General features: G+C 68.6%; 18 protein-coding genes. 17 read left to right on the top strand and 1 reads right to left on the bottom strand.

The window, feature by feature from the left end; translation table 11 throughout:
• Window positions 1–33: 33 nt before the first annotated feature.
• The 17 genes from BKA23_RS09690 (at window position 34) to BKA23_RS09610 (ending at window position 15,370) form a co-directional block, all read left to right on the top strand.
• The gene (locus BKA23_RS09690; RefSeq protein ID WP_246104552.1) at window positions 34–1,617 is read left to right on the top strand and encodes a helix-turn-helix transcriptional regulator; all 1,584 of its coding nucleotides are present in this window, start codon (window positions 34–36) and stop codon (window positions 1,615–1,617) included.
• 187 nt (window positions 1,618–1,804) lie between these two features.
• Window positions 1,805–3,151 carry a serpin family protein gene (locus tag BKA23_RS09685; protein WP_145227547.1) on the top strand — a complete coding sequence of 449 codons (1,347 nt, stop codon included), beginning with the start codon at window positions 1,805–1,807 and terminating at the stop codon, window positions 3,149–3,151.
• Between the two features lie 171 nt (window positions 3,152–3,322).
• A complete protein-coding gene (rpsP, locus tag BKA23_RS09680; protein WP_145227546.1) occupies window positions 3,323–3,781 on the top strand; it encodes a 30S ribosomal protein S16 in 459 nt (152 codons plus the stop codon).
• 5 nt (window positions 3,782–3,786) lie between these two features.
• Window positions 3,787–4,023, top strand: a complete 237-nt coding sequence (locus BKA23_RS09675) for an RNA-binding protein (RefSeq protein WP_145227545.1) — start codon at window positions 3,787–3,789, stop codon at window positions 4,021–4,023.
• Window positions 4,024–4,123: 100 nt separating this feature from the next.
• The gene (gene nagA / locus BKA23_RS09670) at window positions 4,124–5,251 is read left to right on the top strand and encodes an N-acetylglucosamine-6-phosphate deacetylase (protein ID WP_145227544.1); all 1,128 of its coding nucleotides are present in this window, start codon (window positions 4,124–4,126) and stop codon (window positions 5,249–5,251) included.
• A 12-nt stretch (window positions 5,252–5,263) separates the two neighbouring features.
• Window positions 5,264–5,797 carry a ribosome maturation factor RimM gene (gene rimM, locus BKA23_RS09665; protein WP_246104551.1) on the top strand — a complete coding sequence of 178 codons (534 nt, stop codon included), beginning with the start codon at window positions 5,264–5,266 and terminating at the stop codon, window positions 5,795–5,797.
• A gap of 1 nt (window position 5,798) precedes the next feature.
• Window positions 5,799–6,998, top strand: a complete 1,200-nt coding sequence (gene trmD, locus BKA23_RS09660) for a tRNA (guanosine(37)-N1)-methyltransferase TrmD (RefSeq protein WP_145227543.1) — start codon at window positions 5,799–5,801, stop codon at window positions 6,996–6,998.
• Between the two features lie 195 nt (window positions 6,999–7,193).
• Window positions 7,194–7,556, top strand: a complete 363-nt coding sequence (rplS, locus tag BKA23_RS09655; protein WP_145227542.1) for a 50S ribosomal protein L19 — start codon at window positions 7,194–7,196, stop codon at window positions 7,554–7,556.
• Between the two features lie 18 nt (window positions 7,557–7,574).
• On the top strand, window positions 7,575–8,240 hold the full coding sequence (gene lepB, locus BKA23_RS09650) for a signal peptidase I (protein ID WP_145227541.1): 666 nt from the start codon (window positions 7,575–7,577) through the stop codon (window positions 8,238–8,240).
• Window positions 8,237–9,154: a signal peptidase I gene (gene lepB / locus BKA23_RS09645; protein WP_246104550.1), complete on the top strand. Its 918-nt coding sequence runs from the start codon at window positions 8,237–8,239 to the stop codon at window positions 9,152–9,154. The genes lepB (BKA23_RS09650) and lepB (BKA23_RS09645) overlap by 4 nt, the downstream gene beginning before the upstream one ends.
• On the top strand, window positions 9,151–9,927 hold the full coding sequence (gene lepB / locus BKA23_RS09640; protein ID WP_145227540.1) for a signal peptidase I: 777 nt from the start codon (window positions 9,151–9,153) through the stop codon (window positions 9,925–9,927). The genes lepB (BKA23_RS09645) and lepB (BKA23_RS09640) overlap by 4 nt, the downstream gene beginning before the upstream one ends.
• On the top strand, window positions 9,924–10,700 hold the full coding sequence (locus BKA23_RS09635) for a ribonuclease HII (RefSeq protein ID WP_246104549.1): 777 nt from the start codon (window positions 9,924–9,926) through the stop codon (window positions 10,698–10,700). The genes lepB (BKA23_RS09640) and BKA23_RS09635 overlap by 4 nt, the downstream gene beginning before the upstream one ends.
• Window positions 10,697–11,002, top strand: coding sequence for a DUF2469 domain-containing protein (locus BKA23_RS09630; protein ID WP_145227539.1), 306 nt, complete (start codon window positions 10,697–10,699; stop codon window positions 11,000–11,002). The genes BKA23_RS09635 and BKA23_RS09630 overlap by 4 nt, the downstream gene beginning before the upstream one ends.
• A gap of 117 nt (window positions 11,003–11,119) precedes the next feature.
• Entirely contained in the window at window positions 11,120–11,566 is a 447-nt protein-coding gene (locus tag BKA23_RS09625) for a YraN family protein (RefSeq protein ID WP_145227538.1), read from the top strand.
• The gene (locus BKA23_RS09620) at window positions 11,563–13,095 is read left to right on the top strand and encodes a YifB family Mg chelatase-like AAA ATPase (protein WP_145227537.1); all 1,533 of its coding nucleotides are present in this window, start codon (window positions 11,563–11,565) and stop codon (window positions 13,093–13,095) included. Before BKA23_RS09625 ends, BKA23_RS09620 begins: the two co-directional genes overlap by 4 nt.
• Window positions 13,096–13,124: 29 nt before the next feature.
• A complete protein-coding gene (gene dprA, locus BKA23_RS09615) occupies window positions 13,125–14,360 on the top strand; it encodes a DNA-processing protein DprA (protein WP_170226446.1) in 1,236 nt (411 codons plus the stop codon).
• An 89-nt stretch (window positions 14,361–14,449) separates the two neighbouring features.
• Window positions 14,450–15,370: a tyrosine recombinase XerC gene (locus BKA23_RS09610; RefSeq protein ID WP_246104548.1), complete on the top strand. Its 921-nt coding sequence runs from the start codon at window positions 14,450–14,452 to the stop codon at window positions 15,368–15,370.
• A gap of 102 nt (window positions 15,371–15,472) precedes the next feature.
• Here BKA23_RS09610 and BKA23_RS09605 read toward each other — a convergent pair whose 3' ends face one another.
• The gene (locus BKA23_RS09605; protein ID WP_145227534.1) at window positions 15,473–16,060 is read right to left on the bottom strand and encodes a M23 family metallopeptidase; all 588 of its coding nucleotides are present in this window, start codon (window positions 16,058–16,060) and stop codon (window positions 15,473–15,475) included.
• Window positions 16,061–16,220 lie beyond the last annotated feature (160 nt).

The following is a 16,220-nucleotide window of genomic DNA, read 5'->3' as shown; positions in this document are numbered from 1 at the left end:
CAAATTCGTGCGTTTTTGCGATAGCGTGTCGGTATGAGTCGAGTTTCGCCGGGCAAGGCCACGACCACCCGTGTCAAAAAGCGTGATCCTGACCGCATGACGACTGCCGAGGCGAACCCGGGCCGGCTCACGTCCACCGAACCCGACGACTCCGCCACCACACCCCCACCGGGCGCGGCACCCGACGCGCTGACGATCGGCCGCAGGTTGCGTCATGTGCGTCAGGAGAGCGGCCGCACCCTCGGTGACGTCGCTGACGCGATCGGATTGTCCGCGTCCGCACTGTCGCTGATCGAGAACGGCAAACGGGAGCCACGGTTGTCCGTGCTGACCGCGCTCGCAGGCGCACTCGGCGTGCCGTTGCAGGACCTGCTGACCACTGCTGCGCCGACGCGACGTGCATCGCTGGAGATACGACTGGAGCGCGCCCAACGTCAACCGTCATACGAGACGTTGGGTCTGCCGAAGGTCAAGATCGGCCCGCGCCTGCCGACGGAAGCTCTCGAGGCACTCGTCGGCATGCACGAGGCGATGGCCTCGGCGCAGGCCGACCGGGCTGCCACACCGGAGCATGCGCGGCGGGCCAACGCGCAGCTGCGTGAGCGGATGCGCGCCGCCGACAACTACTTCGGCGACATCGAGACCGAGGCCGGACAGTTGCTGGCCGCGATCCACCACCCGGGCGGTCCGATCAGCCGCGCCGCGGTCGACCGTCTCGCCGGTCACCTCGGCTACAAACTGGTGCACACCTCCGATCTGCCGGGCTCGACGCGCACCGTGACCGACCTGCACAACAAGCGCATCTATCTGCCGCAACCCGAGGCAGGACAACATGATTCGCGCTCCTTGGCGTTGCACGCCGTCGGTCACCTGGTGCTCGGCCACCGCGTGCCGGCTGACTACGCGGAGTTCCTGTCGCAGCGCGTCGAGATCAACTACTTCGCCGCGGCCCTGCTGATGCCCGAGGGTGAGACGGTCGACTTCCTGCGCCGGGCGATGCGCGAGAAGGACATCGCCATCGAGGATCTGCGTGACGCCTACGCGGTGTCCTACGAGACGGCCGCGCACCGCTTCACCAACCTGGCCACGAGGCACCTCGGACTGCCGGTGCACTTCATGCGCATCTCGCAGGACGGCGTGATCTACAAGGCGTACGAGAACGACGGCGTGCAGTTCCCCGTCGACCCGCTCGGCGCCATCGAGGGTCAACGGGTGTGCCGGTCCTGGACAGCACGTCGCGTGTTCGAGCAGCCCGATCTGTCCCAGGCCTTCCAGGCCTACACCGACACCAGATCCGGCACCTACTGGTGCACTGCGGTGGTCGACCGCACCCACGACGGTCTTTTCGCGGTCAACGTCGGCGTGCCCTACCAGCACGTGAAGTGGATGCGCGGGCGCGAAACCACCGAGCGTTCCGTGTCGCGCTGCCCTGACCCCAGTTGCTGCGTGCAGCCGCCGACCGGACTGGCTCAGCGGTGGACCGGCCAGGCGTGGCCGTCGGCGCGGGTGCACTCCCATCTGCTGGCCGCGATGCCGCCGGGTGTCTTCCCGGGTGTCGACGACACCGAGGTCTACCGATTCCTCGAGCGACACGCACCTGCGCCGGAACCGGTCTGAAGGTTGCCCGCCATGTGACGCCGCGCCGCCGTCACGCTGTGGCGGCACGAGCGCTGCGGCATACCTCGCGGAGCAGCTGCAAACTGGTGGGGGATAGTCGCGCGCGGTCGTGCAACCTCGCCCCTGGGCCGGGCGTCTGACAGGTGAGAGACACACCACGCAGCGAGACACCGGGAGATGCAGGAAGATGAGACGTCGAGAAGCACTGGGGCTCGCGGGGGCGGGAATGCTCGGTATGGCGCTGACCGCGTGTGGGTCCGGGCGGTCGGCCACGTCGTCCAGCACCAGCGACGCAGCGTCCGCATCGCCGCGCGTCGGTGCGGACGGGGTGCTCGCGGTGAAGGCCTCTCGGATGTCGCCAGGCCCGGCATCCACTGCCGGAGCCGATCTCACCGAATTCGGCGTGCGGTTGTTCCTCGCCGACTCCTCGATCCCGCCGACCGGCAACGGCTCGATCAGCCCCTACTCGGCATACGCCGCGCTGGCGATGACCGATGCCGGCGCAAAAGGCACGACGGCCCAGCAACTGGCGGCCGCCATGGGTGGAGGACAGCAGCGCCAGGCGGCCAACGTCACGGCGGTCGACACCGCGATCGCCGCTGCGATCAACGCCGGGAACGCGACCTCCACCGGCGCCGGTGGTGCACCGATGGTGATCCAGGCGGCCAACTCGTTGTGGCCCGACGCGAGCCTGCACATCAACGTCGCGTATCTGCGCCAGTTGGCTGTCGGCTACGCCGCCGGGGTGCACGTCGTCGACTACCGGCAGGATCCGACGGCGGCGGTCGGCAAGATCAACGCGTGGGTCGCCGAACGCACCCACGACCTCATCCCCACCTTGCTGAGCAACGGTTCGGTCAGCCCGGCCACCCAGCTGGAGATCGTCAACGCGCTCTACCTCAACGCGTCGTGGACCATACCGTTCACCAAGGCGGCCGCGCCCACGGACTTCACGACAGCATCCGGCGGCACCGTGAAGGCGTCGCAGATGACGGCGACCTCGTCGTTCGGCGCGGCGCACGGGTCGGGCTGGGTCAGTGTCACCGTGCCGTATGTCGGCAGCGGCGTCGCCATGACGATCGTCCTGCCGGACCCGGGTTGCTTCGCCGCGGTGCGTGCGCAGCTGGCGAGCGTGCTGCCCGTTGCGACGGCGGCGAGGATCTCGGGCACGACGCCACGCGAGACCGGGCTGGTGCACCTGTCGATGCCGTCGTTCACGATGACCACGAACAGCAGCCTGGTGAGTGCGCTGCGCGACCTCGGAGTCACCCAGCTGTTCGACGGTCCGGATCTGTCCGGCATCGCCGGGGCACCGGGCGAGATCACGGTGGGCAGCGTCATACAGCAGTCGGTGGTGAAGGTCGACGAGTACGGCACCCAGGCTGCGGCGTCGACCGCGGTCGGGATGACGGCCGGGGCGGTGCCGCAGGTGCTCGACTCGGTGGTCGTCGATCGGGCGTACTTCTACGCGATCCATGACACGACGACCCATGCGCCGCTGTTCCTCGGACAGGTCAGCGACCCCACCACCTGACGATTGGGTGCAGCCGGATCCGGCATGGCACAATGGCGGGCGTACCCGCACGGCCTGCAGGCCCTCTCACCCGCAGACGCGTGCGCCTACCCCCCGCAACCCGGTTCCCCGTGTGTTCCCCACCCGGTCTTGCCGTGTTCGCACCATCGAGAAACAGGAGTGACCACACCAGTGGCCGTCAAGATTCGTTTGAAGCGTCTCGGCAAGATTCGCACCCCCCAGTACCGCGTCGTCGTGATGGACTCACGCACCAAGCGCGATGGCCGTGCGATCGAAGAGATCGGCAAGTACCACCCGAAGGAAGAGCCCAGCCTGATCCAGATCGACTCCGAGCGTGCGCAGTACTGGCTCGGTGTCGGCGCGCAGCCGACCGAGCAGGTCGCCGCGCTGCTGAAGGTCACCGGTGACTGGCAGAAGTTCAAGGGTGAAGAGGGCGCCGAAGGCACCCTGAAGGTCAAGGCCCCCAAGGCGGACAAGAAGGCGCTGTACGAAGCCGCGCTCGCTGCCGCTCAGAACGCCGCCGACGACACCTCCAAGGGCGGCGCCACCACGGCCCGTAAGAAGGCCGAGGCCAAGGCTGAGGAGCCGGCCGTCGAGAGCGACGCCGCCGACGCCGCTGCTGAGGGCTGAGCCAGGTGCTTGAGGAAGCTCTCGAGCACCTCGTCAAGGGCATCGTCGACCACGACGGCGACGTCGTGGTGCGGCACAAGAGCGGCCGCCGCGGCGAGATGCTCGAAGTGCGTGTGCACCCGGACGATCTCGGTCGGGTGATCGGCCGGTCCGGCCGCACCGCCTCGGCGCTGCGGACCGTTATCGGTGCGCTTGCCGGTGGCAAGAACGTCCGTGTCGACATCGTCGACACCGACCGCTGAACAGCGGTGATCTCGACGGGGTGTGCCCGGGAGCAGTAGCTTCCGGACGCACCCCGTCGATGTCTGCCCCGCCAGAGACCTACCGCCGCGAAGGAGCCCGATGAGCCACACGACGCTTGTCGGTGAGCGCGTGCTGGCCGCGGAGGGGGCAAGGCCGGCGCAGGTGCGGATCGACGGCGACCTGATCGGGTCGGTCACCGCTCTCGACGACGTCCAGGGCCACGGGCCGGACGTCGAGGTGCTGCCGCCGGGGTCGGTTGTCGTGCCGGGTTTCATCGACATCCACGTGCACGGCGGCGGTGGCCACGACATGGCCGCCTCACCGGATTCGATGCGGGCTGCTGTCGATTTCCACCGGGCGCACGGCACCACCAGCGGGCTCGTCTCGCTGGTGACCGCGCCCGTCGAGCAGTTGTGCCGACAGCTGGGCTGGGCGGCCGACCTGGCGGAGGCCGGCCTGGTCGCCGGGGCACATCTCGAAGGGCCGTTCCTGTCGCACGTGCGATGCGGTGCACAAAACCCAGCACACCTGAAACTTCCTGACACTGATGCGTTTTCGCGGATGTATGACGCAGCGCGCGGCCACCTGCGGATGATCACCATCGCTCCGGAGCTGCCCGGGGCACTGCCGTTGGTGGAGCAGGCCGTCGCGGCCGGTGTCGTCGTCGCCGTCGGGCACACCGACGCGACCTACACGGAGGCGGAAGCGGCATACGTGCGCGGCGCGACCGTGGCGACCCACCTGTTCAACGGCATGCGGCCGGTGCACCACCGTGAACCCGGCCCGGTGCTGGCGAGCCTGGATGCCGGCGCCCGCTGCGAGGTCATCAACGACGGGATCCACGTGCATCCTGCTGTGCTGCGCGAGGTGCTGGCACGCGGTGCCGACCGGCTTGTGTTGGTGACCGACGCCATCGACGCCACAGGGGTCGGTGACGGCAGCTACGAGCTCGGTGGCCAGCAGGTCACGGTCAGCGACGGTGCCGCCCGGCTCGACTCAGGCTCACTGGCGGGCAGCACACTGACGATGGACCGCGCCGTGCGTCGCGCGGTCAAGGACGGCATTCCGCTGGAGCAGGCTGTCGCCGCTGCCGCGCGCAATCCGGCAGCGGCTGTCGGCCTCGACGGCGTCGGCGCCATCGCCCCGGGTGCCAGGGCGGATCTGGTCGTGCTGGATGCACAGCTGCGAGTCACCCGGGTGATGCGCGGCGGGCAGTGGATCTCCTGAGAGCATTCGGGCATGGATGGTGACCGCATGGCGGCGAATGACGTGGTGGTGGCGCGGTTGGGCAAACCGCACGGGCTCAAGGGCGAGGTGACGGTGCGCCTGCACACCGACATGCCGCAGGAGCGCTTCGTCGTCGGCGCATCACTGACGACCCAGCCCGCGGATGTCGGCCCGCTCGTGCTGCGAACCCACCGCGTGCACAACGGAATCCACCTGCTCAGCTTCGAGGGCTTCGCCGACCGCACGGCGGCGGAGTCGCTGCGGGGCGTGCAATTGCTCGCGGGCGCGGACGATGTCGACGAGGACGACGCGTGGTATGCCGATGACCTGATCGGCCTGCGCGTCGAGCACCGTGACGGTCGTCTGTTGGGCGAGGTCACCGACCTGCTCGACCGACCGGCCCAGGATCTGCTCGAGGTGCGGTTGACCGACGGCCGCACGGCTTTCGTGCCGTTCGTCGAGCAGCTGGTGCCCGAGGTCGACGTCGAGGCGGGCCGTGTCGTGGTCGACCCGCCGCCGGGTCTGCTGGACCTCGCGGGGGAGTGACATGCGCGTCGACGTCATCTCGATCTTTCCGGAATACCTTGCGCCGCTTGATCTTTCGTTGATCGGCAAGGCTCGCCGCAGTGGTCTGCTCGACCTGCACGTGCATGACCTGCGCACCTTCACCCACGACCGACACCGCACCGTCGACGACACGCCGTACGGCGGTGGGGCCGGCATGGTGATGAAGCCGGAGCCGTGGGGCGAGGCGCTCGATCATGTTGCGGATCAAGAGGATTCACGGCCGATCCTGATCGTTCCTGGGCCCGGTGGGGCACGCCTCGACCAGTCGCTCGCGCGCCAGCTCGCGGCTGCCGACTGGCTGGTGTTCGCGTGCGGGCGGTACGAGGGCATCGACGAGCGTGTCTACGACTATGCGCAGAGCACGTATGACGTGCGGGTGATCTCGCTCGGCGACTACGTCCTCAACGGTGGCGAGGTGGCCGCTTTGGCCATCATCGAGGCGGTGGCCCGTCTGGTGCCCGGCGTCATCGGCAACGCGGCGTCGCTCTTCGAGGAGTCGCACGAGGACGGCCTGCTGGAGTACCCGATCTACACCAAACCTGAGCAATGGCAAGGATTTTCGGTGCCTGATGTGCTGCTCTCGGGGGACCACGGGCGGATCGCGCAATGGCGTCATCAGCAGCGCCTGGACCGCACCGCCGCCCGGCGGCCGGACCTGCTGCCGCCGGAATTGGCCGGTGCCCCGGAGGACCTGGTGGTCGGCGTGGCCACCCCGGCCGACATCGGCGAGTTGCTGACCCTCACCCATGCCTGCTGGCTGAAGGAGGGCATCGCCAATCAGACGCTCGACATACCGGCCCAGCACGAGACCGTGGCGTCGTTGACCGCGTCGCTGGGGGACTGGACGACATACACGGCGCGCCTGCACGGCAGGCTGGTCGGCTCGGTGCGGGGGATGTTGCAGGCGCCTCCAAGTGCCACCAGCAGCGGCGATGCCACCGACTGGCGGATCGGCCGGTTGATGGTGGCACCCGATCTGCATGGTCGCGGCCTCGGTCGATGGCTGCTGGGCCACATCCAGCAGGTCGCGCCACCGGCGGCTGCGTCATACAGCCTCATCGCAGGTGTCGACAGCGAGGCGAATCTGCGGATGTACCGCAAGGCCGGATTCAAGGTGCTCGGGCCCAGCGACGAGCCAGGCGCGTTGATCCTGATCAAGCCGCGACGTCGCAGCGCCTGAGCACGTCGCTCGATTTCCCCGGCCGGGCACGTCTCTGGCAGAATGGATCCTCGCGTCCGACACCGGTCCGACCCCCGCCACAGGGGGAGTGAGTTGCCAACGAGCAAGGCGGCTACTCATGCGGTCGATGAGACGGTGACGACGCGTCCTGACCCAAGACGGTGGCGGCCTGTGGCGCCACGAGGAAGAAGCATCATGCAGAAGTTCGACGCCATCGACGCCGCGCAGTTGCGCGACGACATTCCGGCCTTCCGCGCCGGTGACACCGTCAAGGTGCACGTGAAGGTCATCGAAGGAACCCGCTCCCGCGTCCAGGTCTTCCAGGGCGTCGTCATCCGCCGCCACGGTGGCGGCGTGGGCGAGACCTTCACCGTCCGCAAGGTCAGCTTCGGTGTCGGTGTCGAGCGCACCTTCCCGCTGCACACCCCGGTGATCGACAAGATCGAGGTTGCGACTCGCGGTGACGTCCGTCGCGCCAAGCTCTACTACCTGCGTGACCTGCGCGGCAAGGCCGCCAAGATCAAGGAGAAGCGCGACGCCGTGGCCACCCAGGCCTGACGCTCGCTTTCCCACGAGATGCCCGACGGCACGACCTCCGCAGAGGTCCCGCCGTCGGGCATTTCTGTGCCCGGACGACGGTCGCGCAGACGATGGCTGGTGGCGGCGCTCGCGGCACTCGCCGCGATCGTGCTGCTGCACGGCCTGGTCTTCGAGACGTTCACCGTCCCGTCGGCGTCGATGGAACCGACGCTGCGCCCGGGCGATCGCATCGTGGTGTGGAAGATCGACGCCCATGATGTGCACCGCGGCGAGATCGTCGTCTTCAACGGCACCGACGTGTTCAGCCATCCGGGACAGGCATCGCCCACCGGAATTGCCGGCTGGATGCAGTGGCTCGGCAATCTCGTCGGCTTCCGGCCGGAAGAGGACCTCTACGTCAAGCGCATCGTCGGTTTGCCCGGCGATCATCTGGTCGTGGGCAAGAGCGGAACCCTGCAGGTCAACGGTGTGACCGAGCCCGAGCCGTACCTGCCGCGCGGCATGCAGGCGAGCACCGTACCCTTCGATGTCGTGGTTCCCGCCGGAGACGTCTTTGTCATGGGCGACAACAGACCGGACTCCGACGATTCACGAGCTCATCTGGGGGATCCCGGCGGCGGCATGGTGCCGATCGACACGATCGTGGGAAAGGTCACTGTGCGCTACTGGCCGACAGCCTCATGGGGGAGACTCCACTCGTGACCTCAGAGCGACACCGCTTGCCTGGGCAGCCCGGCAAGGCCGGGCAACCTGAACCGCCCGTCGATCCGGAGGCCACCCTGGAGATGCGCCGCAGCGATGTGGCTGCGGTCGGCAGTGTCGATCAGGCACCACCTCGCCAGGATGCTCCGGGTGTGGACCAGACAGCGGTCTTTCACCCGGTGAACGCGTCTGGCACCCCGGGTCCCCAGGAGGATGAGGAGCACGACACGGTGCTGAAGTCTCCGGCGCGACGGTTCTTCGGGGCTGTGCGCGAACTGTCCGTCGTCGTGGTGGTGGCCCTCGTGCTCTCGCTCATCGTCAAGACGTTCCTCTTCCAGCCGTTCTGGATCCCGTCCGGGTCGATGGAGAACACTCTCGTGCCCGGTGACCGGGTCATCGTCAGCAAGCTGACACCGGGTGTCTTCTCGCTCAAGCGCGGCGACGTCATCGTGTTCAAGGACCCGGGCGGCTGGCTCGACACGCCCGTGCAGAAGCACAGCGGCCTCAGCGGCCTGCTCATCGAAGGTCTGCAGTTCGTCGGGCTCTATCCCGCAGGGGACGACCACCTGATCAAGCGGGTGATCGGGCTGCCTGGCGATCACGTGCGCTGCTGCAATGCCGCCGGCCAGATCACCGTCAACGGTGTCGGCCTCAACGAGCCTTACATCTATCCCGGTGGCGGCACCGACCAGGTGCAGTTCAACATCACCGTCCCGCCGGGGGACGTGTGGGTGATGGGTGACCATCGCGGCGACTCGGCGGACTCTCGCTTCCACGACAACGGCACCGGCGCGACCGGATCGGTGCCCGAGAAGGACATCGTCGGCCGGGCTGTGGCCATCGTCTGGCCGCTTGACAGGATGTCCTGGCTCAGCAACTTCTCATCGACATTCGACAGGGTGCCTGAACCATGACCTCCCAACGCCCCGACGACGGACCTGCAGCGCAGGAGCCGGATCAGACCGCGGAGCTGGCGCCGGGCGCCATACCGGAGGATGCCACCCCACCGGCGAAGAAACAGTCGCGTGGCTCGTTCGTACGCGAACTGGTCATCATCGTGGTCATCGCGCTCGGGCTGTCGTTCCTGGTGAAAACCTTCGTGGTACAGCCGTATTACATTCCGTCGGCGTCGATGGAGAACACCCTCGACATCGGCGACCGGATCCTGGTCAGCAAGTTCACTCCGCAGCACTCGCCGCTGCACCGCGGTGATGTCATCGTCTTCGAGGCGCCGCCGTCGTGGGCATCCGACACTCCGGCCGACCACACGCCGGAATACAAGAAGATCGTGCGGGACGCGCTGGAGTTCCTCGGCATCCTGCCCGGCGGTGGCGATCACATCGTCAAACGCATCATCGGGATGCCCGGCGACCACGTGAAGTGCTGCTCTGCCAACGGCGAGCTCATGGTCAACGGCGTGGCAATCAGTGAGCCCTACATCGGCAGCAACGCGCCCAGCGAGATCCCGTTCAACATCACCGTCCCGGCCGGCGAGGTGTGGGTGATGGGCGACAACCGTGGCGACTCGGCTGACTCCCGCGCCCACGACGACGGCTCCGGCGGACGTCTGGGCTCGGTGCCGATGAAGGACATCAGCGGCCAGGTGGTCGCGATCGCGTGGCCGATCGACCGGATCCAGGCGCTCAAGAGTTACGCCTACGTGTTCGCCAAGGTGCCGAACCCGTGACGCAGGCGCGGCCTCGGAGCACCCGCCCGAGTCTGCGGGTCGAGCGATCGTTGCAACGGGATGGTCACCGCCTGGTCGCCGGCATGGACGAGGTCGGTCGCGGCGCGCTCGCCGGCCCGGTCTCGGTCGGTGTCGTCGTGATCGACGAGGCCACGCGCACCGTGCCTCAGGGTGTCAAGGACTCCAAGTTGCTGTCCCCGGCGATGCGCGAGCGGATGGTGCCAGCGGTGCGGCGCTGGGCGCTTGACTACGCGGTCGGTCACGCCAGTGCGCAGGAGATCGACGACGTCGGGATCATGGCAGCGTTGCGTATGGCGGGGCTGCGTGCCCTGGCCGGGCTCAGCGTCATACCCGACGTGATCATCCTGGACGGCAACTTCGATTGGCTGACCGATCCGGCCAAGGTCGGCCTGCTGGGGATGCTCGACGACGCGCCGCCGGTGCCGCCGGTGATGACGCTGATCAAGGGGGACATGAAGTGTTCCTCGGTCGCGGCTGCGTCGGTGCTGGCCAAGGTCGAGCGCGACGGGATGCTCGTCCAATTCCATGACGACCACCCGCACTACAACTGGGCCGGCAACAAGGGCTACTCCGCCCCCGACCATCTCGCGGCGTTGGATGCGCACGGGCCGTGCGAGCTGCACCGCCGGTCGTGGCGGCGCTTCGTGGTCGAGTCGGAGGACGGTGGGCTCGCGACAGGCTCGACGGGTGACAACGGTGCCGCATCGGCGAGTAGCGTGGGCCTGGAATCGCCCTGGAAGGAACTGGTGTGAGCGCGGAAGACCTCGAGAAGTACGAAACCGAGCAGGAGCTCTCGCTGTATCGCGAATACCGTGATGTGGTGGGCCTGTTCAGCCATGTGGTCGAGACCGAGCGCCGGTTCTACCTGTGCAACGAGGTCGACCTGCAGGTGCGCGGCGAAGGCTCGGAGGTCTTCTTCGACGTCCGGATGACCGACGCCTGGGTGTGGGATGTCTACCGGCCGGCGCGCTTCGTCAAGAACGTCCGCGTGATCACGTTCAAGGACGTCAACGTCGAAGAACTGCCCGCTCGCGAGATCGAGCTGCCTGACTGAGTCCGCGAGTCGGCCGTCCACAGGACCCTCTGCGGAGCGCGCTCGTCCACAGATCAAGGCACAGACCGTCCGTGCTGTATGCCGCTCCGCGCATCGTTGTCACGGAGGTGATCGACGATGGGCAGTCCATCCAGACAACCGGCAGCCACAGACACATCTGGCGCATCCGCGCCATCCGGGCAGGGTCGACCGACGACCAGGCTGTCGCTGACCAAGGCGGAACTCGGCCGGTGGGGTGAGGACGTCGCGGCCCGGCACCTGCGGTCCGGCGGTATGCAGGTGGTCGAACGCAACTGGCGCTGCCGGGACGGCGAGATCGACCTGATCGCGGTCGACGGCGACTGCGTCGTGGTGGTCGAAGTCAAGACCCGCACCACCGAGTTCTTCGGCTCGCCCGTTGACGCGGTCACCCCGGTCAAGGCGCGACGGCTGCGGGTGCTCGCCTCCCGGTGGCTGGCCGACCATCCCATCGGTGCGGGAGCGGTGCGGATCGACGTGATCGGCGTGCTTCGTCCACCGAGCGGGCCGATGAGCCTGCGTCACGTGCGGGATGTGACGCCGTGACCCTGGGTCGCACGCTGAGCATCGCGGTGACCGGTATCGAGGGCCGAGTGGTCGAGGTCGAGGCCGACGTCACCTCCGGGCTGCCTGCATTTGTCGTGAGCGGGATGCCGGATGCCGCCTGCCGTCAGGCGCCGGACCGCGTGCGGGCTGCCGCCTCGAACTCCGGGCTGCAGCTGCCGCGTCAGCGAATCACCGTCAACCTGTCGCCGGCCTCGCTGCCCAAACAGGGGTCCGGCTTCGACCTGGCGATTGCTGTCGCTGCGCTGGCCTCCGGAGGCGTGGTGGACCCGGCGACGGTCGGCGACACGGTGCACCTGGGCGAACTCGGCCTCGACGGGTCGATCAGAGCGCTTCACGGGGTGCTGCCTGCGGTGCTCGCCGCCGCTCAGGCGGGTCACCGCACGGTCGTGGTTCCGGTGGCCAATGCCACCGAGGCCCGGCTCGTGCCGGACGTGACGGTGATCCCGATGGATACTCTCGGTGCTCTCGTCGAGCGCTACCGCTGCCAGCGCAAGGGCAAACCGCTCCCGGATCTCCCGGAGCCGGTGGCCGGCCATCAGCAGCCGCACCAGGCGCCGGACCTGGCCGATGTGGTCGGCCAGGAGGAGGCGCGTTATGCCCTGGAGGTCGCTGCCGCCGGCGGCCACCACATGGCGATGGTCGGTCCACCCGGCGCTGGCAAGACGATGGTCGCCGAACGTCTCGCCGGTCTGCTGCCACGGCTCGACCGCACCCAGGCACTGGAGGTGACAGCGATTCACTCGGTGCTCGGCGCCCTCGGCGACAGCGCACTCATCGAACACGCGCCCTTCGTCGCACCGCACCACGGCGCATCGATGCCCTCGATCGTGGGCGGCGGGTCCGGGCGCGTGCGACCGGGTGCGGCATCCCGCGCCCACTGCGGCGTGCTCTTCCTGGACGAGACGCCCGAGTTCCGTCGTGATGTGCTCGACGCTCTTCGCCAGCCGCTCGAAGCCGGTGTCATCAACGTGGCGCGGGCCGACCGCGTTGTCAGTTACCCGGCGCGATTCCAGCTGGTGCTCGCCGCCAACCCGTGCCCTTGCGGACGCAACTACGGCACGGGCAGTGGTTGCACGTGTGCTCCGCAGATCCGCCGGACCTATCTGAGCCGTATGTCGGGACCGCTGCTGGATCGCGTCGACGTCCAGCTGCAACTTCTGCCGGTGACACGGGCGACGCTGTCCAGTCCCCGCGGCGAGTCGACCGACGAGGTGGCGGCACGTGTGCGGAAGGCGCGGCTGCGTCAATCGACTCGCTGGAAGCAACACGGCTGGCGGATGAACAGCCAGGTCCCGGGACCTGCGCTGAGGTCCGGCACCTGGCGACTGCCGCCCGCAGTGACCCGGCCGTTGGACATGGCCATGGAGTCCGGGTCCATCACCCTGCGCGGGTACGACCGCTGCCTGCGGGTGGCATGGACCATCGCAGACCTCGACTCGGCCGCGGCGCCGACGCTGACACATGTGCGTGAAGCACTGGGCCTTCGCGATTCGAGGGCTGCGGCATGAGCACCGTGAGACCTGGGGAGGAACATCCCGTGCAGTCTGCCCACGACGACCCCGCCGATCACCGGGTCGTCGATGACCGCCCAGGTGTCGACGACCACACCGCCGCCCAGGCGGCAGGCGTTGCCTTCGAGGTCAATGACAGGTCATCGCGAGCAGACCTTGCTCGCGATCGCGACGCGCAGCTGGCTGTGCGGCTGGCGCTCGCCAACACGGTCGAGGCAGCGGACAAGCAGCTGATGCCGATTCTGCGGGGCGTCGATGTCTTCACCGCCTGGGAGATGGTGCGCACCAACTGGCAGGGCAAGTTCGACCGCTGCCAGGCACGACTCGGCACCCTTGAACTCGACGCGATCGTGGCCACAACGGCCCGGCTTGGTGCACGCGTGGTTCTGCCGTGCGACGACGAGTGGCCGACGTCGCTCGATGATCTGAGAGACCCACCGTTCTGCCTGTGGCTGCGCGGGCGCGGTCATCTGGACGAACTGGTTCAAGGCCGCAGCCTGTCGATGGTGGGCTCACGCGCCGCCACGGCATACGGCACGCACGTGGCCGCTGACATCGCCATGAACCTCGCCGGTTCGGGTTTCACTGTCGTGTCGGGCGGCGCCTTCGGCATCGATGCGGCCAGCCACCGCGGGGCCCTCGCGGCAGGGGGTCGCACGATCGCGGCGATGGCCGGTGGCATCGATCGGCTCTACCCGGTCGCCAACACCGAACTCTTGGAGCAAGTCATGGTCGACGGGGTTCTGATCACCGAGCAACCGCCAGGCTGGTCTCCCCAGCGGCAACGTTTCCTGTCCCGCAACCGGTTGATCGCCGCGCTCACCGCCGGAACACTCGTCGTCGAGGCGAACCTGCGGTCCGGGTCACTGTCGACAGCGCGGGAGGCCGACGACATCGGACGCGTCGTCGGCGCGGTTCCGGGGCCGGTCACCTCGCCCGCCAGCGCCGGCACCAACAAGCTGATCAGGGACAACAAGGCCGTGCTCGTCGGCGACGCGGAGGAGTGCGCCGACCTCTTCGGTGCGATCGGCGACGACTGCGCGCCGGACAAACGCGCTGCACCAACGCTGTTCGACACGCTGCCGACGGAACAGCAGCGGTTGCTCAACGCGATGCCGGTGGTGCGTGGCACGAGCGTCGAACGGCTCGCCGCCAGCGCGGGCATGACCGGGCGCGAGGTGCTTCGGGCTCTTGCGGTGCTGGGCGCCGACGGCCTCGTCGAGCGGGCGGGGCCCGGGTGGCGCCGTCGTCAGCGGGTGTGACGGCCCGGTTTCGGTCGCCCCGCGTCGGCGCCCGTGCAGTCAGGCCGAGCGTCCCCGCACCTGGCTGTGGCCGTGGCTAACCTGACCTGGTGACCGCATCCACGCTTGACGGCGACGACCTCATTGCGGCATACGAGCGTCATCTGCGGCTCGAGCTCGGCCGCTCGGAGCACACGATCCGGGGGTATCTGGTGGATCTGCGCTCGCTGGCGCAGTTCGTGCACGAGAGGGGGACCGACAGCTGGCAGGAGGTGCGGCTGGCGGATCTGCGTGCATGGCTGGCCTGGCTGGATGCTTCCGGCGCGAGCCGGTCGACCATGGCGCGCCGTTCCGCTGCCGCTCGCGGGTTCTTCGGGTGGGCCACCCGCGCGGGCTCTTGCCCGAAGGATCCGTCGCTGCGCCTCATCGCGCCCAAACGTTCCAAGACGCTGCCTGGCGTGCTGCGCCAGGACCAGGCGACGAGTGTGCTCGACGTCGCCGCAGTCGCCGCCGACGACGACGATCCGGTGCACATCCGCGACCGAGCGATGATGGAGCTGCTGTATGCCGGTGGCATCCGGGTGGGCGAGTTGGTCGGCCTCGACATCGACGACCTCGATCGGCACGACCTGATCATGCGTGTCGTCGGCAAGGGCGACAAAGAGCGCACCGTGCCCTTCGGGCGGCCCGCTGCGACAGCGGTGGAGCACTGGCTCAGCAGTGGACGTCCACGCCTGGTCACCACCGAGTCCGGAGCGGCGCTCTTCCTCGGCCGCCGGGGCCGCCGCGTCGACCCGCGGACGGTCCGCGAGGCCGTTCACACGATGGTCGCGCACGTGCCGGGAGCACCGGACATGGGTCCGCACGGGCTGCGGCACAGCGCCGCCACCCATCTCCTGGAAGGCGGCGCAGACATCCGGACCGTGCAGGAACTCCTCGGTCACGCGAGCCTGTCGACGACCCAGGTCTACACGCACGTGTCAGTGGAGCGATTGCGCCGCTCGTTCGCACAAGCGCATCCCCGTGCCTGACGCGGAGGCGTCCCGGGTCCCACCAGCTCCGACGGCGTCCGGCACCCATCCCCGAAGCTGGCACACGAGAGTCATCGCCGGAGTTATCGCCCTCCCGAGGTCTCAACCGAGCGGCAGCAGGATGGGTCGCCCGATCTTCACCAGCGTCAACGGATCTCGATAGACGTCCGCAGCGATGAGCAGGCCCCAGTGCAGACAAGCTCGGGGCGCGCAATGTGCCGGAGCCGTGGCGATGACGCCGATCGGGTCGCCCGCTGCGACGTGCGTGCCTGTGGGAACCCGCTGATCGACCGGCTCGTAGGTCGTCTTCCACCCGTTGGCGTGGGTGACTGCCACGACACCACGGCCGACGATGGTACCGGAGTACGACACAACACCCGCGCCTGCCGCGCGCACCTGCTGACCCGCCTCTGCCGACAGGTCCACTCCGCGGTGGCCCGCAGCCCACGGTTGCGGCGGTGCCTCGAATTCGCGGACGACGGCCGGGACCGGATCCAGCGGCCACACGAAACCTCGCGATGGAGCGGGCCGGCCACGGTCATCGGCCGCGCGGATGAGCGGCGGCACTCCGGCCTGGCCCGGCAGGCCGCGGGTCGGGAGGGCGGGATCACCGGTGGCGATGCCGGTGACGGCCGTGGCGGTGGAGATGACCAGCGCGAAGGCCTGAAGCGCGACAGGCAGGGGATGCATGTCCCAGAGCCTGGTCGTGAACGGCGGTCAGGGTCACCGGTCGAGACCGCGTGTTGTGGATGGCGCTCGACAGCCACGGAGGTTGTGGAAGGGTGACGCGCATGCCAGGGCCGGTTTCGCCGGTGCACGGCGGGCACGATTTCTCAACGAGTGCGGTAGC

The sequence above is a fragment of the Rudaeicoccus suwonensis genome, from assembly GCF_007829035.1.
GTDB lineage: Bacteria > Actinomycetota > Actinomycetes > Actinomycetales > Dermatophilaceae > Rudaeicoccus > Rudaeicoccus suwonensis.
This window is presented reverse-complemented; position numbering and strand designations above follow the sequence as displayed.